This window comes from Stenotrophomonas sp. AR029 (assembly GCF_047520695.2).
In the GTDB taxonomy this organism is placed as follows: Bacteria; Pseudomonadota; Gammaproteobacteria; order Xanthomonadales; family Xanthomonadaceae; genus Stenotrophomonas; species Stenotrophomonas sepilia.
Window position 1 is genome coordinate 157,580 of the sequence record NZ_JAXBQQ020000001.1, and the last position, 25,592, is coordinate 183,171.

General features: G+C 66.3%; 22 protein-coding genes. 6 read left to right on the plus strand and 16 right to left on the minus strand.

Annotated features, from left to right (window positions below; translation table 11 throughout):
• Nucleotides 1-9: 9 nt before the first annotated feature.
• Nucleotides 10-1,446: a serine hydrolase domain-containing protein gene (locus ACM0PB_RS00800; RefSeq protein ID WP_065186173.1), complete on the plus strand. Its 1,437-nt coding sequence runs from the start codon at nucleotides 10-12 to the stop codon at nucleotides 1,444-1,446.
• Nucleotides 1,447-1,640: 194 nt separating this feature from the next.
• Nucleotides 1,641-3,752, plus strand: coding sequence for a TonB-dependent receptor family protein (locus ACM0PB_RS00805; protein ID WP_414604866.1), 2,112 nt, complete (start codon nucleotides 1,641-1,643; stop codon nucleotides 3,750-3,752).
• A 46-nt stretch (nucleotides 3,753-3,798) separates the two neighbouring features.
• Here the strand turns inward: ACM0PB_RS00805 and ACM0PB_RS00810 are convergent, their stop codons facing one another.
• The 4 genes from ACM0PB_RS00810 to ACM0PB_RS00825 all read right to left on the minus strand — a co-directional run bounded on the left by ACM0PB_RS00810 (nucleotide 3,799) and on the right by ACM0PB_RS00825 (nucleotide 6,458).
• Complete coding sequence (locus tag ACM0PB_RS00810) at nucleotides 3,799-4,317, minus strand: hypothetical protein (protein WP_065186175.1); 519 nt, start codon at nucleotides 4,315-4,317, stop codon at nucleotides 3,799-3,801.
• A gap of 195 nt (nucleotides 4,318-4,512) precedes the next feature.
• Complete coding sequence (locus ACM0PB_RS00815) at nucleotides 4,513-5,247, minus strand: hypothetical protein (RefSeq protein ID WP_414604867.1); 735 nt, start codon at nucleotides 5,245-5,247, stop codon at nucleotides 4,513-4,515.
• Nucleotides 5,248-5,445: 198 nt separating this feature from the next.
• On the minus strand, nucleotides 5,446-5,829 hold the full coding sequence (locus ACM0PB_RS00820; protein ID WP_065196072.1) for a nuclear transport factor 2 family protein: 384 nt from the start codon (nucleotides 5,827-5,829) through the stop codon (nucleotides 5,446-5,448).
• 53 nt (nucleotides 5,830-5,882) lie between these two features.
• Nucleotides 5,883-6,458: a TetR/AcrR family transcriptional regulator gene (locus tag ACM0PB_RS00825; RefSeq protein WP_414603785.1), complete on the minus strand. Its 576-nt coding sequence runs from the start codon at nucleotides 6,456-6,458 to the stop codon at nucleotides 5,883-5,885.
• A gap of 69 nt (nucleotides 6,459-6,527) precedes the next feature.
• Here ACM0PB_RS00825 and ACM0PB_RS00830 point away from each other — a divergent pair, with 69 nt between their 5' ends.
• Nucleotides 6,528-7,073, plus strand: coding sequence for a thioesterase family protein (locus ACM0PB_RS00830; RefSeq protein WP_414603784.1), 546 nt, complete (start codon nucleotides 6,528-6,530; stop codon nucleotides 7,071-7,073).
• Nucleotides 7,074-7,076: 3 nt separating this feature from the next.
• Here the strand turns inward: ACM0PB_RS00830 and ACM0PB_RS00835 are convergent, their stop codons facing one another.
• The 3 genes from ACM0PB_RS00835 to ACM0PB_RS00845 all read right to left on the minus strand — a co-directional run bounded on the left by ACM0PB_RS00835 (nucleotide 7,077) and on the right by ACM0PB_RS00845 (nucleotide 9,693).
• On the minus strand, nucleotides 7,077-7,799 hold the full coding sequence (locus ACM0PB_RS00835; protein ID WP_414603792.1) for a hypothetical protein: 723 nt from the start codon (nucleotides 7,797-7,799) through the stop codon (nucleotides 7,077-7,079).
• Between the two features lie 96 nt (nucleotides 7,800-7,895).
• Nucleotides 7,896-8,678 (minus strand): SGNH/GDSL hydrolase family protein, encoded by a 783-nt coding sequence (locus ACM0PB_RS00840; protein WP_164229471.1) that lies wholly within the window; start codon nucleotides 8,676-8,678, stop codon nucleotides 7,896-7,898.
• A gap of 49 nt (nucleotides 8,679-8,727) precedes the next feature.
• Nucleotides 8,728-9,693: a DUF2268 domain-containing putative Zn-dependent protease gene (locus ACM0PB_RS00845; protein ID WP_065196069.1), complete on the minus strand. Its 966-nt coding sequence runs from the start codon at nucleotides 9,691-9,693 to the stop codon at nucleotides 8,728-8,730.
• 138 nt (nucleotides 9,694-9,831) lie between these two features.
• Between ACM0PB_RS00845 and ACM0PB_RS00850 the strand changes: the two genes are divergently transcribed.
• Complete coding sequence (locus ACM0PB_RS00850; protein ID WP_414603782.1) at nucleotides 9,832-10,815, plus strand: hypothetical protein; 984 nt, start codon at nucleotides 9,832-9,834, stop codon at nucleotides 10,813-10,815.
• Nucleotides 10,816-10,828: 13 nt separating this feature from the next.
• Here the strand turns inward: ACM0PB_RS00850 and ACM0PB_RS00855 are convergent, their stop codons facing one another.
• The 5 genes from ACM0PB_RS00855 to ACM0PB_RS00875 all read right to left on the minus strand — a co-directional run bounded on the left by ACM0PB_RS00855 (nucleotide 10,829) and on the right by ACM0PB_RS00875 (nucleotide 16,801).
• Nucleotides 10,829-11,149: a hypothetical protein gene (locus ACM0PB_RS00855; protein WP_414603781.1), complete on the minus strand. Its 321-nt coding sequence runs from the start codon at nucleotides 11,147-11,149 to the stop codon at nucleotides 10,829-10,831.
• A gap of 127 nt (nucleotides 11,150-11,276) precedes the next feature.
• Nucleotides 11,277-11,807 (minus strand): ABC transporter permease, encoded by a 531-nt coding sequence (locus ACM0PB_RS00860; protein ID WP_065178630.1) that lies wholly within the window; start codon nucleotides 11,805-11,807, stop codon nucleotides 11,277-11,279.
• Nucleotides 11,808-11,842: 35 nt separating this feature from the next.
• On the minus strand, nucleotides 11,843-13,675 hold the full coding sequence (locus ACM0PB_RS00865) for a M3 family metallopeptidase (RefSeq protein ID WP_414604868.1): 1,833 nt from the start codon (nucleotides 13,673-13,675) through the stop codon (nucleotides 11,843-11,845).
• Nucleotides 13,676-13,840: 165 nt separating this feature from the next.
• Nucleotides 13,841-16,303: a S9 family peptidase gene (locus ACM0PB_RS00870; protein WP_065178628.1), complete on the minus strand. Its 2,463-nt coding sequence runs from the start codon at nucleotides 16,301-16,303 to the stop codon at nucleotides 13,841-13,843.
• 168 nt (nucleotides 16,304-16,471) lie between these two features.
• Nucleotides 16,472-16,801, minus strand: coding sequence for a hypothetical protein (locus ACM0PB_RS00875; protein ID WP_061480047.1), 330 nt, complete (start codon nucleotides 16,799-16,801; stop codon nucleotides 16,472-16,474).
• Between the two features lie 239 nt (nucleotides 16,802-17,040).
• Here ACM0PB_RS00875 and ACM0PB_RS00880 point away from each other — a divergent pair, with 239 nt between their 5' ends.
• A complete protein-coding gene (locus tag ACM0PB_RS00880) occupies nucleotides 17,041-17,817 on the plus strand; it encodes a HipA family kinase (RefSeq protein WP_065186184.1) in 777 nt (258 codons plus the stop codon).
• Nucleotides 17,795-18,202: a DUF3037 domain-containing protein gene (locus ACM0PB_RS00885; RefSeq protein WP_061480045.1), complete on the plus strand. Its 408-nt coding sequence runs from the start codon at nucleotides 17,795-17,797 to the stop codon at nucleotides 18,200-18,202. The genes ACM0PB_RS00880 and ACM0PB_RS00885 overlap by 23 nt, the downstream gene beginning before the upstream one ends.
• Before the next feature lie 294 nt (nucleotides 18,203-18,496).
• On the opposite strand, the gene ACM0PB_RS00890 is transcribed toward ACM0PB_RS00885, so the two are convergent.
• From ACM0PB_RS00890 to gyrA, 4 genes are all read right to left on the minus strand, one after another.
• A complete protein-coding gene (locus tag ACM0PB_RS00890; RefSeq protein ID WP_414603780.1) occupies nucleotides 18,497-18,781 on the minus strand; it encodes a hypothetical protein in 285 nt (94 codons plus the stop codon).
• A gap of 47 nt (nucleotides 18,782-18,828) precedes the next feature.
• Nucleotides 18,829-19,917 carry a lysozyme inhibitor LprI family protein gene (locus tag ACM0PB_RS00895; protein ID WP_414603779.1) on the minus strand — a complete coding sequence of 363 codons (1,089 nt, stop codon included), beginning with the start codon at nucleotides 19,915-19,917 and terminating at the stop codon, nucleotides 18,829-18,831.
• Between the two features lie 124 nt (nucleotides 19,918-20,041).
• Nucleotides 20,042-22,570, minus strand: coding sequence for a membrane-bound PQQ-dependent dehydrogenase, glucose/quinate/shikimate family (locus ACM0PB_RS00900; protein ID WP_414603778.1), 2,529 nt, complete (start codon nucleotides 22,568-22,570; stop codon nucleotides 20,042-20,044).
• 131 nt (nucleotides 22,571-22,701) lie between these two features.
• Entirely contained in the window at nucleotides 22,702-25,416 is a 2,715-nt protein-coding gene (gyrA, locus tag ACM0PB_RS00905) for a DNA gyrase subunit A (RefSeq protein WP_065178624.1), read from the minus strand.
• Between the last annotated feature and the right edge of the window lie 176 nt (nucleotides 25,417-25,592).

Below are 25,592 nucleotides of genomic sequence, written 5' to 3' on the forward strand. Positions count from 1 at the left end.
ATCACCGCGATGTACCGCACCTTTGCTGCTGCATTGCTCTGCGTCCTGTTCGCTGCTCCGCCCGCATCAGCGAGTGACCTCTCCGCCGGCCTCTCTACCCAGCTTGACGCCCAACTGCAGGCCAACCTCGAACGCTACGGCATCGCCGGTCAGGCGGTACTGGTCGCCCACAACGGCCAGGTGCTGTACCAGGGCGCCAGCGGCGAACGTGATCGCGCTACGCACACACCTGCCACCGTCGATTCCATCTTCGCCGCGCAGTCGATGGCCAAGCTGCTGACCAGCACGCTGGTGATGCAACTGGTCGATCAGGGCAAGGTGGATCTGGATGCGCCGGCGAGCCGCTATGTGCCGGACCTGCCGACTGCATGGCAGGCAATCCACGTGCGCGACTTCCTCAACCACAGCTCGGGTATCGGCGAGTACTACAACCGGGTGGATAACCGCTGGGTGAGCAAGGGCTACCCCGGTGTAGCGCCTGACCTTGGCACTGCGCTGAAGGTGGCCGGCGCTGTACCGATGCAGTTCGCCACCGGCAGCCGCGTGCAGTACACCCAGGCCAACTACCTGGTGCTGACGGCGTTGCTGGAAGCGCACTACCGCAAGTCCTACCCGGCCATCGCGCGCGAACGCATCCTGCAGCCATTGAAGATGGCCAGCACCTCGTGGGGCGTTGCCAGCGTGCCGGCCCGGCGCGCGGCGGTGCCGTACATCGGCAAGGATGGCCAACTGCAGCCTGCCAATGAAGATCCCTGGCCGGACTACGGCTGGGGCCATGCCGATCTGCAGACCACCGTGGGCGACATGAACCGCTTCCTGCAGGCGCTGGCGACCGGCACGCTGGTGCGTACGAAGACCCTGGAAAAGCTCTGGCAGCCGCAGAAACTGAGCGGTGGCGGCAGCAATTTCTTCTCCACGGGATGGGACACCACCCGCAGCGACGGCTACACCCAGGTCGGCCATGATGGCGGCACCCGTGTACGTGCGCGGCTGGCGTACAAGGACACGCTGGCCAGCGGCTACTGGGTGTTCGTGTACCTGACCAACGGCAGCGCCCGCAATGTCTGGTCCAGCACGCTGGTGGAGAGCACGATGGCGGTCGCGGCGCCGCAGGCGTTTCCGCACGCGGTGCTGTCCGAGGGGCTGGTCGCGTATGCGCTGGATGATGATGCAGGCGCTGCCCAGGCGATACGCAGTTGGTTGCGCGATAACAACCGGGTGGCGGGCAGCGAGCTGGAACGAGCGATCAACGCCAGCGGCTATGCCATCCGCGAGAGCCTTGGTGCACGCAGGGCGTTGAAGGTATTCGCCCTCAACACCGAGCTGTATCCGGATTCGGCCAATGTGTGGGACAGCCTGGCCGAGTGTCATGCGGCGCTGGGCGATGCAGAGATTGCCAAAGCGCTGTACGCGAAGGCCAAGGCGCTGGCGAAGCCTTCGCCGTAAACCCTGCTGTAGAGCCGAGCCCATGCTCGGCTGCTCTTCGTGGCGATCGCAGAGAACCCGCGCTGCGCGCGATAGCCGAGCATGGGCTCGGCTCTACAGGGCCACCACAGGTGGCCATACGCAGGTGGAGGGTGACGTGGGGGCCACCGACCTGTTAACTTGCTCGCCACTTTCGTGGTTTACAGCATTTCCGCATGTCGCTCTCGTCGTACCGCCCCATCCCCTCGCTGCTGTCTCTGACCGTTTCCCTTGGCCTCGCCTCCACTGCCGCTGCAGTCCCGCAGGCCACCACGCTGGATGCGGTGCAGGTCACCGCTGCTGGCGATGCCAGCGCGCAGGCGCGCGAGTCGCTGAAGCGCGTACCCGGCGCCAGCAACGTCATCGACGTGGCCAAAGCCGACAGCCGACTGTCCAGCAGTGCCGATGTGCTGGCCTACCAGCCGGGCATCAGCGCGCAGTCGCCGGGCAACGAGGGCACCAAGATCTCGATCCGGGGCTCGGGCATCAACCGCGGGCCGGGCGCGCATGCCTCGGGCATTGCGGTGTCGATCGACGGCCTGCCGCTGACCGGCCCAGGTGGCACGCCTTACGAACTGCTGGAACCGCTGTGGCTGTCGCGCGTGGAAGTCCTGCGCGGCGCCAACGGCTTCGAGCGCGGCGCGCTCGCGCTGGGCGGTGCCATCGACTACGTCAGCCGCAGCGGCCGTGATTCGGCGGGCGTGCAGCTGCACTACGAAGCCGGCAGCCGTGGCTACCAGAAGCGCGGCCTCAGCTGGGGCGGCGTCAACGGCGATGTCGACTACTTCCTGGCCTACACCGATACCGAGTTCGACGGTTACCAGCGCCATGCGCACGGCGACGGCAAGGGCGCGATGGCCAACATCGGCTGGCAGATCACGCCCGATCTGCAAACGCGCTTCTTCGTGCGCTACCGCGAAACCAATCACGAAACGCCCGGTCGCTTGACCCGCGACCAGATCCGCAACGATCCACATGCCGCGAATGCGGCCAACCTGGCCATCGATGCGCGCCGCCCGCAGCCGGGCAGCACTTGGGTGGGCAATGTCACCACGCTGCAGATCGATGAGGATTCGTCGCTGCAGGCCGGGCTGGTCTACCACACCTACCCGATGGACTTGAACGAGAGCCTGTACCGCCAGCAGCTGGACTACGCCAACCTCAACGCCACACTGGACTACCGCCACCGCCACCGGCTGTTCGGGCTGGATAGCGAGACCACGGTCGGCCTGCGCGTCACCCATGACCTGGATGCCGATGTGCGCGAGTCGCTGCGCTTTGCCAGCAACGGCTACGCTGCCGGCACGCGCACGCGTGACTTCCGCCACCACGGCACCGACAGCACACTGCACGTCGGCAATACCCTCGCCTTCAATGACCGCCTGCGCATGCAGACCGGGCTGGCACTGATCAACACCCGTCGCGATGTGCAGGTGACCTGGCCAAGCAGCGGCGGCCGCCTGCGTGACCACGACTGGGACTACGCACCGCGACTAGGCTTTACCTGGCAGCACAGCGCGCAGACCCAGTGGTTCGGCAACCTCAGTCGTTCAGTGGAGGCACCGCATCCGTGGTCGATGATCTGGGGCTCGAACCAGTACTTCGGGCCGGGCAATGGCCCGTCTACCGGCCGCCAGCGCGCGCCGGTGCCGATGCAGAACCAGACCGCCACCACGCTGGAACTGGGCGCGCGCGGTGACGCGGCGCTGGGCCGCTGGGAACTGACCGGCTACTACGCCCACGTGAACCACGAACTGCTGAGCGTCGAACTGCAACCGCTGCCGAACCTGTTCATCGCCGAGAACAATGCCAGCCCCACCGTGCACCGCGGTATCGAGGCCGGATTGGACAGCACGCTGTGGCAGGCTGCACCGGGCCGCCTGTCGCTGCGCCAGGCGTATACCTTCCGCGACTTCCGCTACCGCCACGATGCACGTTTCGGCAGCAACCGCCTGCCCGGCCTGCCGCGCCACGCCTACCAGGCCGAGCTGCGCTTCGATCATGCATCCGGCCTGTACGCGGCACTGAACACCGAATACGCCTCGCGCATCGCGGTGGACTATGCCAACAGCTACTGGGCCGACAGCCATGTGATCTTCGGCAGCCGCATCGGCTACGACGCCCCCGGCGGTCGCTGGCAGGCCTGGGCGGAGATGCGCAACATCGGCAACCGCCACTATGCCGCCACGGTCACACCGGGCTACGACGATGCCGGCAGGGATGTCGCCCGCTCGACACCGGGCGAAGGTCGTGGCGTCTACGCAGGTGTGCGCTGGCGCTTTGATTGATGGCAGAAGGCGGCGCCGGGCGTGATCCGGCGCCGCCGTTCCTGGGTCAGCCGATACGCCACGCTGGCAGGCGCTCGCTGCGCTTCCAGATGGAAGGCGCGAAGCCGATCAGCACCAGTGCCGCCAGCCACTTCGGCGACGTACTCAGCAGCGTGGAACCGAGCGAGCCGTCGCTGGGTGCGAGCTGCTCCTGCCAAGGGTTGTAACCCAGGTAGAGGATGCTGCCGGCCCACCACAGCAACGCTGCGCCGATGCCCACCAGCAACAGGGACAGCGTGCGGCAGGTCCAGCGCTGCGAGGTGGTTCCCCACTCGCGGGACACCGCTACCAGCAGACCCACCACCAGCAGCGACACCAGTGCCACCAGGCCGATATCAACCTTCGGTCCAATGCGCTCATAGGCGCAGGCGCGGCATTGCGCCTCTTCCGCGGCAGTGCCGGCTTCAGCGCCATCGCCCTGCCCGGCTGCCGGCTGCGCCAGTGCTGCAAACGGCAACCACACCGCCAGCAGCGTCACCATGATCCAACGAAACAACGTCCTGTTCCTGCGTACAGCGACATCCATGCGCTCTTCCTCGTCAGTGGTTGTGTGTCTCAGTGGGCGTTCGGCCATCCAGCGCCCCGGTTCCCGATGCAGTACGACAAGCTCCGGATAGGTGAAACCGCCAGGATACGAATCCTCGGCGACCGCGATCATAGCCCACTGTTCAGGGCGGCTGAAAACAGGTCGGGACCGGGCCATATGAAGGAAGCAACCGCATTACAGCCCCTGGATGACCTGCAGCAGGTGGCTCGCACCCGGCACGAGTTCCTGAGCAAGCCAGCCCAGCACCGCGAAGAACAGCAACAGGCCGATCAGCGGCCAGACCGTGTGCGACACGCATACCCGCCACCATCCCTGCTCGTGCATGCCCTGCATGCGCCGGTACAGGCCGCCGGCGATCGCCGCATCCACCAGCAGTTCGGCCATCAGCACCGGCGCCGACCACACCACCCACACGCTGACCAGCAGGACGGTCGCCACCAGCGCGACGATGCCGAGGACGGCCAGCAACGGCAAGCCCGCTTCGTCTTCAGCGAGCCCGGCCAACGGCAACTCTCCGGCGTCGCCACTGCTCACCGATGCCGGCTCGTTCCACGAGGCCGACGCACCACCACCGCCGGAACGGCCGCCGGCGCCGCTCCACGGTGATTCCACGGCACTGCCGCGAGGGGATGGGCTGCCACCGCCCACATCCGGCGACAGGCCATCCAGTACGTTGTCCCAACGCCAGCGGATCCAGATCCACATCAGCAGCAGGAACACGCCGTAGGCCAGCACGACGGCCATCGGGTAGCGAAACCACATCTCGTCGATACCGGCCAGGCGCAGCAGGTGCGAGGCAAGAAAACCTGCAGCGCCGGTCAGGGCGACGATCAGCGCCATCTGCAGGCGTGGCCAACCACGCTGCTGCAGGTGCCGGCGCGCACGCACGACTTCGCTGCCGCGGTTCATCGGCAATATCAGTGAACTGCGTGAAAAATGGCGCGAGCGCTTCACGCCGCCGCCAGGGGGCAGGAGGCATCGCGGCCAGGGACCTCGGGAACCTGATGCTGCATGCGGACATCCTTGCCGGGCACGCGTAGGCAGTGTTGGGCGGATTCTACCGCGGGCAGCTCCGCTGTCCAGACGGCGGTTCCAAGCGGCCGTTCCTCAGCTGCGATCAACGATCCGTTCGATGCGGTCACCCGCGAACACGAACTCGCTCTGGCCCTGCAGTTCCAGCTCAGTGCCCGCACGCGGTCCATCGGGAACATCCTGTGCGAACACGCCGCGCCAGCCAATCGTCGCCGTCGCCCGATCACCATCGAACACCAGCGCCAGCAAGCGCTGTTCGCGCTCCCGGAACAGGAGCGCAGACTGGCGTGCCAGTTCGCCAAAGGCATCGACGCCTTCGGTGACCATCGTCAGCTGGCCGCCGCTGTGGTTCTCGAAGCGTACGTTGTGCGCCAGCACCGCCAGCATGGCGTCGATATCGAAGCGGTTGTAGGCCTGCAGGTAGTGCTCGATCAACTGACGATGGTGCAATTCGTCCATGGCGGCATCCAGTCGTGGGCTGCTGGCGAGTCTGGCCTGTCGGCACCGGCCGATCAAGGCCGCGTGGCCGCCTTCAGCAGCTGCGCGGCCACCTGATCGAACGGGGCGATGTCCTGCAGCGCACGGCACATCGCCACCGCCCCCTCCACGCTGGCGATCACCAGGCTGGCCAGCTCAGCCGCTGCTGGCGGGGCGTGTCCTTCGGCGACGAATGCCGAGGCGAGGTGGCCGTGCCAGCGTGCGAACACCTCGGCGGCCGCCGCGCGGGGTTGGCTGGGTGTCGCCTCCACCGGCTCCTCCACGGCAGCGGCCAGCACCGGGCAGCCGGCGCGGAAATCGGAGCGCAGCAGACGCTCGCGCCACATCGCAAGGAACTGCTGCAGGCCCTGTACCGCCCCATCCTTCAACAGCTCCACCAGCAGCGCCTCCACCTTGTCGCCGGCCATGTGGGTGGCGCGCGCCAGCAGCTCCTGCTTGCCGCCGGGAAAGTGATGGTAGGTGGAGCCCAATGGCGCCTCGGCCAGCTTGGTCACTTCGCGGATGCTGGTGGCATTGAGGCCCACCCGCGCCAGCATCTGCGCCGCGGCATCGATCACGCGCTGTGGGGCATCGGACGGTCGCGGGCTCACGGCGGTCTCCTTGCTAAGACAGTCGTCATAGATTAGCGTACCGGCGATTCTATAACAGTCGTCATAGCCATGAATCTCTGGTTCCGTCTGCTCTACCTGCTGCTGTGCAGCCTGTTCCGGCCGAAGCTGGAGGCCCCGTTCGGGGTCTCGCGGCTGCAGTTCCGGGTGCTGCCCAACGACCTGGACAGCAACCTGCACATGACCAACGGCCGCTACTGGAACATCTTCGACCTGGGCCGGCTGGACCTGATCCTGCGCATGGGTCTGGGCCGGGTGGCGCTGCGCGAGAAATGGGCGCCGATCGTCGGCGCCGGCACCATCCAGTTCCGCCGCGAATTGAAGCCGTTCCAGCGCTTCACCCTGGAAACACGACTGGTGGGCTGGGTCGGCTCGCGCGGCATCATGGAGCAGCGCGTGCTGATCGGTGCCGAGCAGAAGATCGCCACGCGCGCGTTGCTGGTCACCGGCATCTACGACCGCCGCGCGCGCCAGTTCCTGGGCATGCCGAAGATGATGGAAGCGATCGGTGTGGTTGCCCCGCCCTCGCCGCCGCTCAGTGCGGCCGCCGAAGCGTTGCTGGCGGCCGATGCAGCGTTGAAGCAGGACAATGCCTGAGCTTCAGGGGGCGGCCAGCGGCACCGCGTGCAGATTGCGCGATACGACCTGGGTGCGCCCTCCCACATGCAGCACGTACTCGAAGGACTGCCGCATGCGGCTGTACGCGCCACCCTCCGGCACGCCGTAGTTGGCGCCCACGCTGAGGGTATGCCGGCCTGGCGGCAACGGCTTGAGCATCACCCAGTAGCCGTCGGCGGCGGCCAGCCGTGAGTCTGCGTCATCGTCATCCATGCGGAAGCAGCCTTCACTGCGCACCCGATGCATGCGCATGTCGCCCAGGGGTTGGCCATCCAGCAGCACCACTGCACTGATCAGATAATCGTTGTTGACCGCCGCCCCCGCCTGCAGCTCCTTGCAGGACACAGACTCATCCACCTGGTAGTGCGCCATGTTGATGATCGGCAGCAACAGGTACTTGCCCACCGGCACCACGCATTCGCGATGTGGCCGGAAACGGCCATTGGTGCCGGCCAGGTTCCAGACCGGGCCTTCCTGGCCCACATCGCATACACGGCCATCCGGGTCGAGATAGGGCGCGCCGCCCTGGGCGTCGGCCCAGCGCCACCAGCGGGCGGTCCATTCGGCCAGTGAAACTCCGGCCACCGGCTCACGCGTCAGCGGCGAAGGCGCCGCCGTGTCTGCACTGAACGCCGGCACGGCCGCCAGCAGCAGTGCCATCGTCGCGCCGCTGCGGCGCAGCCATCCCTGGATTCCCTTCCGCATCACCCACCCGATCGTCCCTGGCGGCCACGCTGCGTGGCCGGCTCCGGGGCCATTTTACCTCGACGGGCTGGACGCTGTGCATTGCGGGTGCTGTGCCTAGTCCGGCGCCATTGCGCGCCTGATTGCAGCCTCCGCCAGCGGCGCCATCACCGCATAGCCCTTCGCCGTGGGATGCACGCCATCCTCGGCCAGCTGCGGATCCAGCCCTCCGGCGGCATTGGTCATCGGCGTGTAGTAGTCCAGATAGACCAGCTGCTTCGCATCGGCATAGCGCTTCAATGCCGCGTTCAATGCGCGCACCTTGGGAGCAGGTGCCGTGCCCGGCAACCACGGGTAATCGCTGACCGGCAGCACCGATGCCAGTACCACGGCGATGCCATGTGCGCGTGCCAGGTCCACCATCGCGTGCAGGTTGTCTTCAATCATCGCCTGCGTGGACGGGCCGGTGTTGCCGGCAATGTCGTTGGTGCCGGCCAGGATCACCACCACCTGTGGCTTCAGGGCCAGCACGTCCTGCGGGAACCGCACCAGCATCTGCGCCGTGGTCTGGCCACTGATGCCGCGGTTGAGCCAGCCCTTGCCGGGAAAGAACGATGCGCTGCCTTCCCTGCCCCAGCCTTCGGTGATGGAATCACCGTAGAACACCACGCGTGGTTGCCCCGGTACAGCGGCAGGCAGTCGCGCGTTGGCGTCGCGATAACGCTGCAGTTGCGGCCAATCGGCCAGGCGCTGCTGCATGAAGCGCACTTCGTCCGCGCGCAGGCTTTCGACAGGCTCCAGCAGCAAAGGGTTGATCGCGGGCATCTCGGCCGCCACCCCGTGGGCGCTCAGCGCGATACCGAGGGCAACTGCGGCCAGGCCGCCGGACAAGGAACGCATGGGGTCTCTCCCTTGAATGTGCGGGCCAGTCTAGCGCGCGGCCCCGCGCTTACCGCGCCGCCGACCGCGCGGCCACGCCGGTCACCTTGGCCGGCATCCACATGCCGGGCGTCCAGCCACTGGCAGCCAGGATTGCCTTCGGGTTGTCCTGCTGGATCAGCGCACGCACTGCATCGCGCTTGTCCTTGGCCTGCAGGTAATAGGCCTTGGCGATGCGGTAGCCCACCCAGTACCCGAGGTCATAGGGCTCCTGCGAACCGGGCTTGTAGTTGTACAGCCACGGCGACAGATCGGTACTGTCCACATCCAGCGCAAAGGCGCTTTCAATGTGGACCTCGCGGCCGCGCGTCCATGCCGCATGGCGACTGTTGCCGACGTTGCCGGAAATCAATTCGGCGATGAATTCGGCGATGCCTTCGCCCAGCGAAACACGCAGCACCGTCGCATGCGGGTCGCCGGGCTCGAAATCGGTCAGGCCGGTCTGCTGGATGTGCACGTACTCGTGCGCGATCACGTGCACGAAACGGTCCTGCACGTTGGGATTCATGAAATCGGCTGCACACAGCGCTTCCAGGCCGATGATCACCCCACTCTTCGAGGTCAACCCGACCGGCCGACCACGGCCGACCGCAAGAGTCACCGGAGGAAACGCGGCCTGCGGATAGATCGCCTGCAGGTTGCCGAACACCTGCACCAGGCGCTGCTTCACCGCCGGCAGCTCCGCCAGGCAGCTGCGGCCCTGCACATACACCCCGGGCTGGCTGGCAATGGCTTCGGCCATGCGTTCGGGCGTGACCCGGCGCGCCTTCGCCAGTTCACTCAGGCCCGGACTGCCTTCGGCCAGGTAACCGGCCAGCTGGGCGACGCTGGGCTTGCCGCCGGTGCTGTCGTAGAGCGCGTAGAAGCGGCTGGCATCGGTGGTGAGGATCTGCGGCCCCGGCGGGGTACCCGCCGACGCCACGCCGACCGCCCCGGCACAGGCCAGGGCAAGCAGGCAACGCAGGAAACTGGACATCGCTCCGTCCTTGGTGGAGTGCATGCGAAGCGCGCAATCTATCACTCCGCCCCGGCCACCGCAGCGGGCACATGCAGGCCCTTCGGGGCTGTGCCAGACTCACTCAGGCACCTGCCATGGATGATGGAGCACGGCACGATGATGATCGTTCCCGCGTACTGGGCCGAAGCCCGCCTGCAGGCCCGTTTCCGTGGCCGGCCGGTGGTCGTGCGCCGCTTCGGCTGGTCCGATGAGGGTCCTGCCCAGGCCCAGGCCCACGCCGACCGCCGTGCCAACGAAGCACTCAATGCCATCCTTGCCGGCCAGGTGCTGCCGCGACGCGAAGTGCGCAGCAACTACGGTGTGGAAGGTGTACCTATCCGCGAGCAGATCGTGCAGCGCGACGGCGATGTCATCATCACCCGCAACAGCTATGGCGCGTTGTGCCTCAACAGCCCCGACGTGCTGTTTGCCGACATCGACCATGCGCAGCCACCGGCCGGATGCCTGATACCGGCCATCGTGGCTGCGATCGTGCTGCTTGCCGGCGCCGTCATCGGCACCCTGCTCTGGCACTGGCTGGTGGGCCTGGTATTGGGTGTGGCGGCCGTAGTGCTGGTGAATGCCGCGATGCTGATGCAGCGCAAGCGGCGCCTGGCCGCCGCCGGTGGCGCCGAAGGTGTGGCGCTGCAGCGGGTCGCAGCCTTCAGCGAACAGCATCCGGACTGGCATCTGCGCACCTACCGCACGCCGGCCGGACTGCGCGTGCTGGCGATGCATGCCACCTTCTCGCCCGAGGACGAGCAGCTCCAGGCATTCTTCAAGGCACTGGGCACCGACACCCTGTACGCGCGCATGTGCCGGCTGCAGCATTGTTTCCGTGCGCGACTGACACCGAAGCCGTGGCGCGTCGGCCTGAAGTACCGCATCCGGCCGCCGGTGGCCGCGTGGTCAGCCGAACAGGCCAACAATCCGGATCGACTGGCCTGGATTGCCGAGTACGAAAAGAAGAGTGCCGGCTTTGCCGCGTGCACCTACCTGCGCAGCTTCGGCGACACCTCCCGGGTGCATGCCAAGGCCGAGCATGTGCGCGAGCTGCACGATCGGCTGTCGCACGCGCAGGACCGGTTACCGCTGGCCTGAACGCAATGAGCGCTCAGTCCACGCCCTGCACGAACGGCTGCCCTGCCAGGGTAGTGCCCAGCCGCACCGCGATCTGCTGACCTTCCTTTTCGAAGGTCGTCGCGCACTGCTTGGCGCCCCTTTGGCATCCGACTTCCGGAAAGCCCTCGAGTGACTCAGGCGCGCCCTGAACCGGACTCACCTGCCACCCTGCCGCATCCATGAGGCGCTTGGCCTTGGCATAAGGCATGCCGGCGACAATGCCCAGCTGCGCCAGTTCGGAGGGGAGTGATTGGGCATGCAGGCTCGGCATCATCACCAGCGCCAACACTGCGGCAACACGTTTGGACTTCATAGGTGAAACCCATGGCAGACAGCAACAGGCCTGCAGCGTATCGCAGCGTCCGCACGCCATGGCACCCGCATCACATATGGTTACGCAATCGCAACCGCCAATGACACGAGGTCACCCTCCGGATCCATCAGGTACTGTTGAGAACCGCCACGGGGGCCTCGCGCGCCGCCCGCCGCGCCGGTACCCAGGCAGCCAGCTGCCCCAGGGCGAACACCAGCCCGACGCCCAGCACCAGGTACCCGGGATCGATGCGAGGTACCTCGTAGTAGCGCGAAACCCAGACATTCAACGCCAATGCCAGTACGCTGCCAGCGATCGCGCCGACGAAGGTCAGCATCAGATTCTCGATCATGAAGAAGCTGATCACATCGCGCCTGCGGGCACCCAACGCACGTCGTATGCCGATCTGCGGATAGCGCTTGCGGACCCAGAAGCTGGCCAGCCCATACACGCCCGTGCCGGTCACGATCAACAGCGAGATGCCGGCGCACAGGAAGATGATCGCCATGGTCTGGTCACGCCGGAAGTATTCCGCACGCAGTTCGCTGAAGCGCTGGACCCGGGGCAGCATCCGGTTCGCTTCGCGCGCGGCCAGCGCATTGCGGGCCGAGTCGAGGACCGCGGAAAGCGCGTCCGGCTCGCTGCGCACCGCGTACATCACACGGGTGCCGGCAGCAGCAGGCTGTCGCCTGTTCAGCGACCGCGCTGGCGCTCGATTTCCGCATGCAGTCCCTGCAACTTCACCAGGTACTGCTGGAAAACGCCCAGATCTTGCTCGACCAGGCTTGACCAGTCAGGCTTCGCATTCAGCAACTGCTCGACCTGCTGCTGCGGTGGGCGATCAAAGCCCTCGCCCAGGACGGCCAGGTAGCGCTCCCTGAATCCCTCCGGATCCTGCTGGTCCTGGGCGAAGAGCTGCACCGCAATCAGTCCGGCATACAGGTAATTGGCCAGGTAAAGCGGATCCTCATACATCAGCCGCTTGGATATCCAGGTGCTGCGCAGCTCGGGATACTGCTCCGATGCGCCCCCGTACCTGCCCAGCACCTTCATCGTCAGCGTATCAAGCGCGTCTGCGTTGCCAACCTCATCGGCGGCCACGTCCTGATAGATGGACTGTTCCAGATCGGCCTCTTCAGACGATACGAACAGCTGCAGGATGATGTCATCAAGCAACGACTTCAGGTAATACGCCTTGGCACGTGGATCACTGGCCTGCCGGTAGAGCTGATCGCGGAACTTCAGTTCGTTGTAGATGGCGAAGGCCTCGGTCAACCACTTGTTGCCGTTGCGCTGGAATGATGATGCGCCGCCGCGCTGCATCCACTGGCCATGCATGGCATGGCCGGCTTCGTGAGCGATCTGGACATCCCCCTCCAGATCGCCCTGGCGATGGCCAACGAACAGCAACGAACGTACACCGGGGGCGCTGATCGAAAACGCATCCATCGCGCGCCGCCCTGCCGATCCGCCCAGATCCATGCGTCCGCCCGCAGGATCGAGCAGCCCGCGCAGCCCTGTCACGTAATCCGGCCCCAGCACCTGCATTGATGCCGCCGCCGCATCACGCAACTGCGCCAGGTCAAGCGGCGGAGGAATATAGCCCGCATCAGGCAGGTCCATGTCCCAGATCTGTGGAGACGCCTGGCCCATGCGCTCAAGATGGGTCAACTGCATCTGCTGGTAGTTCCGCCGCAGCAGCGCGTGGCGCGCTACCGCCGCCAGTGTCGCGTCGACGGCGGCCTGATCCAGGCCCATGTGCCGGTAGCTGCGGTCAGGCGCAATTCCATCGCCCTGCAGTTCCGACGCATGCTCGTTAAGGCGGACCAGGCCCAGCAGCACCGTTGCCATTTCGCTGCGCCGCGACGCCATTCCCTGCCAGTAGGCATGCCATGCCGCTTCGCGCAGTGAACGGTCCGGCAGGCGGGAAAGGGCTCTCGCGTCGGTGCGACTGTCGAGCGTGCGGCCTTCATGTTCGAAACGCGCAAAGGGGGCCGACTGCAGCAGCTGCCGGTGCAGACGCCCGAAGCTGTCCAGCGCCGGGTCAGCCAACGTGTCGACCGCATCCACCAGCGCTGCATTGGCCGGCTGCACATCCTCCCGCAACGCCCGTTCACGCAGGTCGGCATGCGGCCCGATCCAGGCAGCGTGCGCGGGCGCATCACGCAATGCCTGCTTGGCAATCGCCGCGATGCGTCCACATGCGCTGGCGACTTCGCCCTGGGTGTTGGCCAGCCGGGCATCGTCGGCATTGCGCGCGGCCTGAAGATGCAGGTAGCCATGGTGCCGGAGGCACTCGCCATACAGCTGTTCGGCCTGCTGGAACCGCACGTACGCCGGCGCCTGAAGGGCTTTCAGGGCATGGGTCCTGCGCTCGAGGTTCTGCCAGGCCTCACGTTCCTGGGAGGCGCTGCCAAAGTAGCTGCGGTCATCTGCCCGCAGAGCCTGCGCTTCCACTCCGTGTGTCATCCCGGCCAACAGCGTCGCGATGACAAAAGTGATGGCGCGCATTCCATTGCGATGCATCGATGTCTCCTGGTCTGTTTCCACTCCCAGCTTAGCAGCCCGGGTGGACCCGGATGCCGCATGGCAGGTGGCTTCCCGATTCCCGATTGCGCATCCGGATCCAGGCCGTCTACCCACTCACATCCCGATACAGCAAGGCCGCCCTGGGGCGGCCTTCCCGTTCCATTACTTGGCGTTCTTCACGTAGGTATCGAACCAGTTCAGCATTTCCGACACCAGCTGCTCGTTCGACTCCAGCGCGGTATACCAGTGCGGTTCATTCGGCAGCATCACCAAGCGGGTGGTACCACCGTTGCCACGGATCGCCTGGTAGAGCTTGCGCGACTGGAACGGCTCGGTGCCCGGGTTGGCGTCGTCCTCGCCGTGGACCAGCAGCAGCGGCAGCTTGATCTTGTCGGCATAGAAGAACGGAGAGGCCTTCAGGTACACGTCCTGCGCCTGCCACACCGAGCGACGCTCGTTCTGGAAGCCGAACGGGGTAAAGGTCTTGTTGTACGAACCACTGGTCGCCACGCCAGCCTTGAACAGGTTGGTATGGGCGATCAGGTTGGCGGTCATCAGGCCGCCATGGCTGTGGCCGGTCACGCCGATGCGGTTGCGATCGACCACGCCCATGTCCACCGCCTTGTCCACCGCTGCCTTGGCGTCGGCTTCCAGCTGCTCCAGGTAGGTGTCGTAGGCGTTCTTCGGGTCACCCACGATCGGGAACGAGGCGTTGTCGATGATCGCGTAGCCGGCCAGCAGCATCAGGCGGTACGGCTGCAGGCGGGTGAAGGTCTGCTGCGAACCGGACACCTGCCCCGCCTGCGCGGCGTTGGCGAAGTCGGCCGGGTAGGCGTACAGGATCGCCGGCACGCGCTGGCCTTCCTTGTAGCCCGGCGGCGTGTACAGGGTGAACGACAGGTCCACGCCATCAGCACGCTTGTAGGTCACCAGCTGCTTCTTGATCTGGCGCACTTCCGGAGTCGGGTCGACCAGCTTGGTCAGCGCGGTCGCGGTGGACGCGAACTGCGCCTCGCCGGTCTTCGCATCGGCCACCGCCTCACCCTGCTGACGGATGAAGGCGTTCGGCGGATCGATCACCGACTGGTGCCAGGTCAGGTAGCGCCCAGGCGTATTGCTGAAACCAAGGAACTGCTCGTAGGCATCAGCGCTGCTGCGGAACAGGCGCTCGCTCTTCAGCGTGCCGAGATCGAGGCGGTCGAGGAACGGACGGTCGCCCTGCGGCGAGGCACCACGGCCGCTGAGGAAAACATGGTTGCCCTCACGGCGTACGACCTGCGCACCATTCGGCAGGCGGGTGAAGACCAGGTTGCCGGGGTTGCCGTACAGCTCATCGCTGGACATGTCCCACAGCAGGCGGCCTTCCTTCTTCGGCTGATCCACATCGACGATGCGGGTCTGCATCCAGTGGCGGTTCTCGTCGTTCTCGAACTGGAACGCCACGGCCGGATCGGCGGTCCATGCGAAGCCTTCGAAGCGTTGTGCGGTGCGGGCGATCTCGACCGGCTTGCCGTTGAACGGTGCCTTCAGCATCAGTACCCGATCGCGATGCGGCACGCTGACCTTCCAGTCGCCCTTGTCCAGCGCTTCGGCATAGACCAGGGTGGCCGGATCGGTAGCACGCCAGTCGAAACCGCGCGGGCCTTCCGGCACACCGTGCACCGGCACGCGGTCGGCCAGCGGCAGGCTGGCGATCGGCGTGGACTTGCCGCTGGCGATATCCAGCACGGCCACGTCGTTGGCGAAGCGCTGGTAGGTCACCGCGTGCGAATACGGTGCCTTGATCGATTCGGTCAGCACGTGCACGCCATCGGGTGCGGCACTGACGTCGTTGAACAGTGCCGGCTGGCCGACCGGACGCACGCTGTTGGCGACGGTATCGACCACGGCCAGCTGCGAGGCACCGTAGTAGGCGAACAGCTTTTCGTCATGCACGCTGGTCAGCGTATCGCGGGCTTCGTAGGTGCTGCTCTCGCCGCTGCTGCCCAGCGACTCCTGCGCATCCGGGCCGGTCGGCACGCCACCGTTGGACGGCGCCGGGCCCTGGTTGGCCGGCACCAGCTTCACCAGCAGGTTCTGGCTGCCGCCCAGCCACTGCACGGTATAGCCGAAAATCGGGTTCAGCTGCACATTCGGCACCTGCTTCACCTGGCCGGTAGCGGCATCGCCCACCCACAGCTGCACGCTGGTATCGACCGCGTTCTGGAACGCAAAGTGGCTGCCATCGGCCGACCACAGCGCGCCGGTGGCACAGCCCTGCGGCAGATTGACCTTGGTCTGCTGGCCACTGCCGATGTCGACCAGGGTGAAGTCGGCCACGCAGGCCGGGATGCCATAGCCACCGGGGGTGTCATGGCGGCTGCGGTTCTTCGGTTCCAGGCGCACGCCAGCCAGCTTCAGGTACGGCTGGGCGACACGGCTGATCGACGGGTAGGTCTGCGCAGTGGTCAGCAGCAGGCGCTGGCCACCCGGGGCCACGTTCGGCGCCGGCGGCGGCGGTGCCTTCAACACCTTGAGCAGGTGCTCCGGCGGCTTCGCGTAGTCCGCAAGCGCCGGGCCAGCGGCCAGCAGGCCGAAGGTGGCAACGGCAACGGCCGCCGCCAGAGAGGTTCGACGGATGAGCATCCTTATCCCCTGGGTGTGAATGGGTACCCGGAATCGGGCAAGGTCCCGAATCTAGCACCGCAGGGGTTGTCGTGAATGGGCCGGAAGGGCTAGTGGCCGGATGGGGCAAAGTGGGACACGCCCGGAGAGGCCGGCAATGGACCGGCATCTGCCAGGTGTGGTCTGTCGTCACTGCTGGGCGTGCAGGTCCCAGGCAGTCAGGTAATCGGGGTCGACCACGATCATGCCACTGTTCCGCATGCGGTACTCGCCGGGCTCGGCGGGCAGGTACTGGTCGAGCATCGGCGGCAGATAGCGCTCATGGCCGTCATTCTCGTCCGCCAGCACCACGCCTTCGTCGGCGCTGATGCGCAGCACCGTACCGGCGTATTGTTCCAGCCCCTGCACCTGGCCGTCACCGCCATAGCGGGTGACGCCCACCAGCACCACCTTGCCGATCATTTCCTCGACCTTGGCATCGTCCAAGGGCGGCAGCATGGGAGTGAATTCATCGCTCATCGGTGCACCTCCGTAGCCTGCTGGACATCGTGGATGAGGTTTCCGCTTCGCAGTGCGCGTCGCTGGCAGCCGAGCAGGTGCCCAGCCCGAAGCCTCGGCATCGAGAGTGCCAGTGCGCCCATGAACCCAAGGGTTCCTGGAGCACGATGCTGCCATCGCGGGCGGAAGGGACAGGTGAAGGCCGAAATCGGTCCTCGCCGATCAGAGGGTTGTACCTGCACCCACGCTAGAATGCGCCCATGCGCACCGTACATGCCCTCCGCTACATCACCCCGTTACGGGAAGGCGGCTCCCTGCCCGCCGTGGTCGAGACCGACGACGACGGCATGGCCGTGCTGAAGTTCCGCGGCGCCGGCCAAGGCCCGAAGGCGTTGATCGCCGAGCTGATTGCCGGTGAGATGGCACGCACGCTGGGCCTGCCGATTCCGGAAATCCTGTTCGTCGAGCTGGACCGCGAGTTCGCCCGCACCGAGCCCGACCCGGAAATCCAGGAGCTGATCCGCGCCAGCGAGGGCCTGAACCTGGGCCTGGACTACCTGCCGGGTGCGATCAATTACGATCCGGCGGCGATGCCGGTGGATGCAGACCTGGCCTCGCGCATCGTCTGGTTCGATGCATTCACCAGCAACGTTGATCGCACCACGCGCAACCCCAACCTGATGGTATGGCACCGCAGGCTGTACCTGATCGACCACGGTGCGGCCATGTATTTCCATCACGACTGGGCCAACGCCGGCGATGCCTGCGAAAAGCCGTTCGTGCTGATCCGCGACCATGTGCTGCTGTCGTTCGCCAGCCGCATCGCCGGGGTGGATGCCGAACTGGCCGCGCGCCTGAGCGATGCCGAGATCGAGCGCATCGTCGGCCTGGTGCCGGACAGCTGGCTGGTCAACGAGCCGGCATTCGACAGTCCGCAGGCCTATCGCCAGGGCTACATCGACTATCTCAAGCATCGCCTGAAAGTGCGTGCGGTGTTCGTGCAGGAGGCCGTCCGTGCCCACGCTGCACACGTATGACTATGCGGTCATCCGCGTGGTACCGCGGGTGGAACGCGAGGAGTTCATCAACGTCGGAGTGATCGTCTCCTGCCCCGGCGCGCGCCATCTGGAAGCGGCCATCGAGATCGATCCGGCACGCCTGCACGCGTTCGCTCCAGCGCTTGATCAGGATGCGTTGCAACCGTGGCTGGATGCGATCGTGGCCATCTGCCGTGGTGACGCCAGCGCCGGACCCATCGCGCAGTTGCCGGCGCGTGCGCGCTTCCATTTCCTTACCGCCAAGCGCAGTTCGGTTGTGCAGATGTCGAGCACGCATGTCGGCCGCACTGCCGACCCGGCGGGTGTGGTGGAACACCTGATGACGAAGATGGTGCGGGTACCGGCACCAACCGAGCAACATTGATTGGGTAGAGTCGACCGCTGGTCGACTGCCGTTCGCGGGAAGCAGGCGCACCGTCTTCGTGGCCGTACCGGTGCTCCCTACCCTCGCCCTGCACCACGAAACCAAGCCATACCAGCCCTTGTGGTTCTGCGCCGTGGTGGCCCGCTGCAGCAATGCAGGTGAGACCAGCGCTCCGCTTTGCAGGCCTGGGCGAGCTTCATCTTGTCCGGCGTTTCAGCGCCCACGATCTGGAACCGCTTCACCTGCCGCAGATTGGCCAGGTCCATGACGGTCGTCACCCCAGCTGCATCCACGCTAGGGACTCTGCCGCAACACCTCGACCGTGACGGCGAACGCCTCGATGCGATGCCATTCGATCCGCTCATACGGCAGCGATTCCACACCCATGCCGATCTGGTACCGCACCGCTTCCTCGGGCGCGGCGAAATCCCGCGATTCGTGCTGCGCTGTGGCCAGCACATAGGCAATCTGCCGATGGTCGGTATTGCCGTTGTCGATGCTGGTACGCACGATCATCTCGACCGACTGGTCCCGGGTCAGGCCGAAGCCCACCCCACCTTTTCCATAGCCTTCGCTCATCCTTCAGCTCGCCAGTTCCGGAACGCATCCGTTCGTCGGGGGAAGACCTACTTCAGCAGGTCCGATTCGGTAGGGGCCTCGCCCCTGCAGGTGTCATAGCGGCGCTGCAGCAGCGTGCGTGGCCCGGTTCCGCGCAGCTGGATGACCTTGTCCTCGCGCTCGCACGGGTTGACCTTCGCGCGCAGCACGAACCGCCCATTGTCGATATGGTCGATGTCGCGCCCGCCGATGGCCGCTTCCAATGCCTTGGCACGCACATAGCGGTTGACCTTGGCGTCGAACAGGTAGAACGCATGCGCCGGAACGTTGTAGACACCGTTGTTGTCCTGCCACACCTGCAGGTCCGGCACGCCATCGCCATTGAAATCCGAAACGGTCAGCAGCACGGCCGCCGCACCCTGGGCATCGGCGCCAGCGCGGGTCAGGCGCGGCTGCACGCCCGTGACCGCCACGTTGCGCCCGCCACGGGTCACGCCCATGCTCCGCACCCTGCAGGTCGTCACGTTGTCGGTGCCGCCGCAGTCGGCCACCTGGAAGACCACCTGCAATGCAGGCGTGATCCTGCCCTCGCCGGGCCGCAGGACGATCCTGCCCTGTTTGTCGGGCGCGGCATCGGCGGTATGCACAGCGGCCTGCGCCGGCGCCGGGGCCGCCCTGGCTTCCGCCACCAGCGCCGCCGCACCGCCGCCCTGCAGCTGGCGGGCACGCAGCAGGGTCATGTGCGTGCGGCATTGCTGTGAATCCAGCTGGGCAACGGCCGTGCTGCCTTCCGGGCAACGACTGTCGCGCTGGCGCAGCCATTGCCGCTGCAGATCGCGCAGCACCTGCTGATCACTGGCGGTCAGCGTGGAGCGCGCCGCACTGTAGGCGGCGTTGAGCGCATCGTCGTGCACCTTGAATTCAGCGTCGACACAACGACGACGGGCGTCCAGTGCGGTGACCGCGGCCGCCATGCAGGGCGCATAGGCAGGGCTCAGAAGGCGTGCATCGCCGGCAATCAGTTCGGCACCACTGGGCACCTTGCGTGCGGCGGGCTGGGGCTGCGCCTGAGCGCTTGCCCACAGGCAGGGGCCAAGCAGAAGCAGTCCTGCCAGCAACCGGGTGCCACGCCCCGATAGGCGTTCAGAGTTCAGCATGCGTTTCCTTCCCTGGGGGGGTTGGCCGGCCCCGTCCTGTTCCGATGATGGATGCTGCCCGGTCGCCAGCGCAACTTCGGCTACAGCGGTCACAGCCCCGCGTGCGTGTTCAGGCCGGCAACCGCTAGTTCGGCAGGGCAAACGCCATCACGTAATCGCCGTTCGGGGTTTCCATGAAATGGTGGCCGCCGGCCATGATCACCACGAACTGGCGTCCGTCCTGTTCATACACCATCGGCGTAGCCTGCCCGCCCGCGGGCAGCGCCGCGTGCCATAGCTCCTTGCCGGTCTTCAGGTCGATGGCGCGCAGCAGATCATCGGTGGCGGCGGCGATGAAGATCAGCCCGCTGGCGGTTACCACCGAACCGCCGTTGTTCGGCGTGCCGATCTCGATCGGCAGGCCGGAACGGATGCCGAACGGCCCATTGCCGCGCGCACTGCCAAACGGACGATCCCACAACAGCTTGCCGGTGCGCAGGTCGATGGCACGGATGCCGCCGTAGGGAGGCTGCTTGCACAGCAGACCCGTGAACGGCAGCCGCCAGCCAGCGTTGACCTGGATGCCATACGGCGTTCCCACCTGCGGATCGCCGGCCCCCTCGCCACCGCCCCTGTCGGCACGGATCTTCTCACGCGGCAGCCAGCCCAAGCGATCGGCTTCGGCACGTGGCACCAGCCGGTTGTAGTTGGGCATATCGTTGTAGTTGGCCACGATCACGCCGCGGCGCGTATCGATGGAAACACTGCCCCAATCCGAACCGCCGTTGTAGCCGGGGTATTCGATGGAATGGCGATCACTGCTCGGCGGCGTGTAGAAGCCTTCGTAATAGGCCTTGCGGAACTGGATGCGGCAGATCAGCTGGTCGATCGGGGTGATGCCCCACATGTCGCGCTCGGTCAGGTCATGCTCGCGGCGCAGCGTGTGGTACAGCGAGAACAGCTGCGTGGGTGAGCGCTGTTCCGGTTCGACACCGCCGACCGGCACCTTGCGCTCTTCGGCAGCGGTCAGCAGCTGGCCGTTGCGGCGGTCGAGGATGTAGAGATCACCTTGCTTGGTCGGCAGCAGGAGTGCCGGCACCTTGCCTGCCGCCGTCGGGTAATCGATCAGGCTGGCCTGCGAACCCAGGTCGTAATCCCACACGTCCTTGCGCACGGCCTGGAAATGCCAGGCCGGCTTGCCGGTGGCCACATCGATCGCCACCAGCGACGTCGCATAGCGGTTCTGGTTTTCCGTACGCGAGCCACTCCAGTAATCGCCCGCAGAATTGCCCAGCGGCAGATAGACCAGCCCCAGCGCCTCATCACCGGTCGCGGTGGTCCACATGTTCGGCGTGCCGCGCGTGTAGGTCTGCCCATGCGGCGGCAGGCCGCTGCGCTCGGGCTGGTCCATGTCCCACGCCCAGCGCAGCTTGCCGGTGATCGCGTCGTAGGCCTGGATCACGCCCGATGGCGCGTCGCGGCGCTGACCATCCAGCACCTGGTGGCCGGTGACGATCACGCCGCGCACGATGGCCGGGGGCGAGGTGATCGACACATAGCCGGGTGGCACCTCACCCATGCCGAGGGTGATGTCGACCTGGCCGTTGTTGCCGAAGTTCGCGCAGGGACGGCCGCTATCTGCATCCACTGCAATGATGCGCCCGTCCAGCGTGCCTTCGATGATGCGCGCCCAGCACGCCGGACGACTGCCCGGTGCAGCGCTGCGGCTCACGCTGGGTGGCGGCTCGGGCAACGCCAGATCGGCCGCGGCATCGGCCAGGGTGGCATCGGCCAGGATCGGCGCTGCCGGTTGCTCGTAGTAGCTCACACCACGGCAGGCCGCGGTGTACGGGATCGAGGCGTCCTTCACCTTCGGATCGAAGCGCCACACTTCCTTGCCACTGGCGGCGTCGAGCGCGATCAGGCGGTTACGGGCAGTGCACAGGTACAGACGGCCGCCGATCTTCAGCGGCGTGGTTTCCGCACCCCAGCGCTTCTTCGGCAGGTCACCGGTGCGGAACTGCCAGGCCAGCTGCAACGTGGCCACGTTGGCCGGGGTGATCTGCTGCAGCGGCGAATAGCGGGTGGCGGCATTGCTGCGGCCCCACGCCGGCCAGTCCCCTTCGGCAGGCAGGTCGGCCGGTTGCAGGCCGGTGGTATCCCGCGTGGGTTCCAGCCCGGCGCTGGCCGCGCCTTCCGGGAACGGCTGGTGGCCGTCCACTTCGCCGTGCGGCGCGAACGCCAACCCGAACGCCGCAACGAACACCAGCATCAGGACGCCCGCCACGCTGCGCGACAGGCGCTTTGAAACCGGTTCGCGAAGGGTCGGCGCGAGCAGCGCCAGCACGATGCCGAGCGCGGTCACCAGGCCCAGCCGCGGCACCCAGCGCCAGTAGTCGCTGCCCGATTCCCACCAGGTCCACAGCAGCGTGCCGACGAACACCAGCGCATACAGCAGCGCGCCGCTGCGGCGATTGCCGAACAACAACAGGCCACTGGCCAGAAGGCCGGCCCCGGCGATGGCGTAGTACGCAGACCCGCCCAGGCTGAGCAGCCACGCGCCGAGCCCGCCGATGACCAGGCCGAGCACGACCAGCAGCAGCGACAGCACGGTAACGAGAGGGTGCCGGGAAGCGCGGACGGGAGCAGGAGCGGACTGCGGCGTGGCGGACATCGTCGATCTCCGGGGGCAGCATGCGTCGTTATCCCACCGCCTGCGTGAAGCGCGCGCGTATGCGTGGCATCCGGATACGACGACGCCGGCACAGGGCCGGCGTCGTCGGGTGCCTCAGGCTCGCGGCAGGATCAGTCCTGTGCGGCGTCCTCGCTGCTGGCCGCAGCCGGGGCGCTGTCGGTCGTGGCCGGGGCGGCGACTGCCACCTCGTCCTCGTCCTCGTCGATCGAGGCATCCATGCGCTCCACCGCCTGCAGCTTCTCGTCCTTGGACAGGCGGATCAGGGTCACGCCCTGGGTGTTGCGGCCGACGCGGCTGATTTCCGAGCCACGCGTACGCACCAGCGTACCGCCGTCGGAGATCAGCAGGACTTCGTCGCGGGAGCCCATCAGCACTGCGGCGACCAGCTTGCCATTGCGCTCGGTGGTCTGGATGCCGATCACGCCCTGCGTGCCACGGCCCTTGCGCGGGTAGTCCGGCAGCGGGGTGCGCTTGCCGTAGCCGTTCTCGGTGGCGGTGAGGATGTACTGCACGCTGGCGTCGTCGGCACTATCGATCACCGCATCACCCGTGGCGGCGGCTTCCTCGACACCGTTGTCGTCCTCGTTCTCGTCCTCGATGCCACCGGCACTTTCGGCCACGATCAGGCTGACCACTTCCTCGCCGGCCGGCATCCTGATGCCACGCACGCCGGTTGCGGTACGGCCCATCGAGCGGACTTTGTCCTCGCCGAAGCGCACGGTCTTGCCGTTGGAGGCGAACAGCAGGATGTCGCGCTGGCCGTCGGTCAGGCCGACGCCGACCAGCGCATCGCCCTCATCGAGGTTGATCGCGATCTTGCCGCGGGCCAGACGGAAGGCGAACTCGCCCAGCGGGGTCTTCTTGACCGTACCGTTCTTCGTGGCGAAGAACACGAACTGGCCATCGGCGTACTCGCGCACCGGCAGCACGGCCTGCACGCGTTCGCCCGGTTCCAGCGGAATCCAGTTGATGATCGGACGGCCGCGGGCGTTGGAACCCGCTTCCGGCAGCTGGTAGACCGGCAGCCAGAACACCTTGCCCGAGCTGGTGAAGGTCAGCAGCGTGTCGTGCGTGTTGACCAGCCACAGCTGTTCGATGAAATCCTCTTCCTTGGTCGCCGCCGCACTGCGGCCACGCCCACCGCGGCGCTGTGCGCGGTACACGCTCACCGGCTGCCGCTTCACGTAACCTGCATGCGACACGGTGACCACCACGTCTTCCGGTGCGATCAGGTCGAGGATGTCCAGGTCTTCTTCGCTGTGGCGGATTTCGGTGCGACGTTCGTCGCCGAACTCGGCCTTGACGTTGACCAGCTCCTCGCGGATCACCTGCAGCAGGCGGTCGGGATCTTCCAGGATGTGGATCAGCCCGGCGATCACTTCCAGCAGCTGCTTGTACTCGTCGGTCAGGCGGTCCTGCTCCAGCCCGGTCAGGCGGTGCAGGCGCATTTCCAGGATCTGGGTGGCCTGGATCTCGGTCAGCTGGTAGCCGCCCTCGATCAGGCCCACGCCCTTGGGCAGGTCTTCCGGGCGCGAGGCTTCGGCACCGGCGGCACCCAGCATCGCACCGACCAGGCCCGGCTCCCACACGCGCGCCAGCATGCGCTCGCGTGCTTCGTTCGGGTTCGGCGAGGTCTTGATCAGTTCGATCATCTCGTCGATGTTGGCCAGCGCGACGGTCAGGCCTTCCAGCACATGGGCGCGGGCGCGCGCCTTGCGCAGCTCGAACACGGTGCGGCGGGTGACCACTTCGCGACGGTGGCGGACGAACGCCTCCAGCATCTGCTTCAGATTCATCAACTGCGGGCGGCCGTCGACCAGCGCCACCATGTTGATGCCGAACACCGATTCCATCTGCGTCTGCTGGTACAGGTTGTTCAGCACAACCTCGGCAGATTCGCCGCGCTTGATCTCGATGTAGATGCGCATGCCATCCTTGTCGGACTCATCGCGCAGCTCGCTGATGCCTTCGATCTTCTTTTCCTTGACCAGCTCGGCGATCTTTTCGATCAGACGCGCCTTGTTCACCTGGTAAGGAATTTCAGTGACGATGATCGATTCGCGGCCATTGTCGGCCACTTCGATATCGGCCTTGGCACGGATACGCACGCGGCCACGGCCGGTGCGGTAGCCAGCGACGATGCCGGCGGTGCCGTTGATGATGCCGGCAGTCGGGAAATCCGGGCCCGGGATGTACTCCATCAGGCCGTCGACGTCGATCTCCGGGTTGTCGATCAGCGCAATGCAGGCGTTGATCGATTCACTCAGGTTGTGCGGCGGGATGTTGGTCGCCATGCCCACCGCGATACCGGCCGAGCCGTTGACCAGCAGGTTCGGGAACCGGGTCGGCATGACCGTCGGCTCCAGTTCCTTTTCGTCGTAGTTGGGCTGGAAGTCGACGGTTTCCTTGTCGATGTCGGCCATCAGCTCGTGCGCGAGGCGCGACATGCGCGCTTCGGTGTATCGCATGGCCGCGGCGGAGTCGCCATCGATGGAGCCGAAGTTACCCTGGCCATCGACCAGCATGTAGCGCAGCGAGAACGGCTGCGCCAGGCGCACCAGCGTGTCGTACACCGACTGGTCGCCATGCGGGTGGTACTTACCGATGACGTCACCGACGATACGCGCCGACTTGAAGTAGGGCTTGTTGCTGTGTGCGTTGAGCTCGTTCATCGCGTACAGCACGCGGCGATGCACCGGCTTGAGGCCGTCGCGCGCATCCGGCAGCGCGCGGCCCACGATCACGCTCATGGCGTAATCGAGGTAGCTCTTGCGCATCTCGTCTTCCAGGTTGACCTGGATGATTTCCTTGGCGGTTTCTGCCATTCGGGTTCCGTTGTCTGGTAGCGGTCCAGTCCGGCGCAGCCCTCTGCGGGAGGGGGTCGCGCCGGAACCTCGATTCAACCTGTGGATACTACCACAACAGGCCGTTTTCCGCCTCCCTTTACGGGGATTTTACCGGCACAAATCAGGAACTTAGGGGGTTGCCGTCTAGCGGCCGG

What these genes read in the sequence shown, in the direction of transcription:
- ACM0PB_RS00800 (WP_065186173.1), top strand. Translation starts at nt 10, where the DNA reads ATGTACCGCACCTTTGCTGCTGCATTGCTCTGCGTCCTGTTCGCTGCT.
- ACM0PB_RS00805 (WP_414604866.1), top strand. Translation starts at nt 1,641, where the DNA reads ATGTCGCTCTCGTCGTACCGCCCCATCCCCTCGCTGCTGTCTCTGACC.
- ACM0PB_RS00810 (WP_065186175.1), bottom strand. Translation starts at nt 4,317, where the DNA reads ATGGATGTCGCTGTACGCAGGAACAGGACGTTGTTTCGTTGGATCATG.
- ACM0PB_RS00815 (WP_414604867.1), bottom strand. Translation starts at nt 5,247, where the DNA reads ATGAACCGCGGCAGCGAAGTCGTGCGTGCGCGCCGGCACCTGCAGCAG.
- ACM0PB_RS00820 (WP_065196072.1), bottom strand. Translation starts at nt 5,829, where the DNA reads ATGGACGAATTGCACCATCGTCAGTTGATCGAGCACTACCTGCAGGCC.
- ACM0PB_RS00830 (WP_414603784.1), top strand. Translation starts at nt 6,528, where the DNA reads ATGAATCTCTGGTTCCGTCTGCTCTACCTGCTGCTGTGCAGCCTGTTC.
- ACM0PB_RS00835 (WP_414603792.1), bottom strand. Translation starts at nt 7,799, where the DNA reads ATGCGGAAGGGAATCCAGGGATGGCTGCGCCGCAGCGGCGCGACGATG.
- ACM0PB_RS00840 (WP_164229471.1), bottom strand. Translation starts at nt 8,678, where the DNA reads ATGCGTTCCTTGTCCGGCGGCCTGGCCGCAGTTGCCCTCGGTATCGCG.
- ACM0PB_RS00845 (WP_065196069.1), bottom strand. Translation starts at nt 9,693, where the DNA reads ATGTCCAGTTTCCTGCGTTGCCTGCTTGCCCTGGCCTGTGCCGGGGCG.
- ACM0PB_RS00850 (WP_414603782.1), top strand. Translation starts at nt 9,832, where the DNA reads ATGATGATCGTTCCCGCGTACTGGGCCGAAGCCCGCCTGCAGGCCCGT.
- ACM0PB_RS00855 (WP_414603781.1), bottom strand. Translation starts at nt 11,149, where the DNA reads ATGAAGTCCAAACGTGTTGCCGCAGTGTTGGCGCTGGTGATGATGCCG.
- ACM0PB_RS00860 (WP_065178630.1), bottom strand. Translation starts at nt 11,807, where the DNA reads ATGTACGCGGTGCGCAGCGAGCCGGACGCGCTTTCCGCGGTCCTCGAC.
- ACM0PB_RS00865 (WP_414604868.1), bottom strand. Translation starts at nt 13,675, where the DNA reads ATGCATCGCAATGGAATGCGCGCCATCACTTTTGTCATCGCGACGCTG.
- ACM0PB_RS00870 (WP_065178628.1), bottom strand. Translation starts at nt 16,303, where the DNA reads ATGCTCATCCGTCGAACCTCTCTGGCGGCGGCCGTTGCCGTTGCCACC.
- ACM0PB_RS00875 (WP_061480047.1), bottom strand. Translation starts at nt 16,801, where the DNA reads ATGAGCGATGAATTCACTCCCATGCTGCCGCCCTTGGACGATGCCAAG.
- ACM0PB_RS00880 (WP_065186184.1), top strand. Translation starts at nt 17,041, where the DNA reads ATGCGCACCGTACATGCCCTCCGCTACATCACCCCGTTACGGGAAGGC.
- ACM0PB_RS00890 (WP_414603780.1), bottom strand. Translation starts at nt 18,781, where the DNA reads ATGAGCGAAGGCTATGGAAAAGGTGGGGTGGGCTTCGGCCTGACCCGG.
- ACM0PB_RS00895 (WP_414603779.1), bottom strand. Translation starts at nt 19,917, where the DNA reads ATGCTGAACTCTGAACGCCTATCGGGGCGTGGCACCCGGTTGCTGGCA.
- ACM0PB_RS00900 (WP_414603778.1), bottom strand. Translation starts at nt 22,570, where the DNA reads ATGTCCGCCACGCCGCAGTCCGCTCCTGCTCCCGTCCGCGCTTCCCGG.
- gyrA (WP_065178624.1), bottom strand. Translation starts at nt 25,416, where the DNA reads ATGGCAGAAACCGCCAAGGAAATCATCCAGGTCAACCTGGAAGACGAG.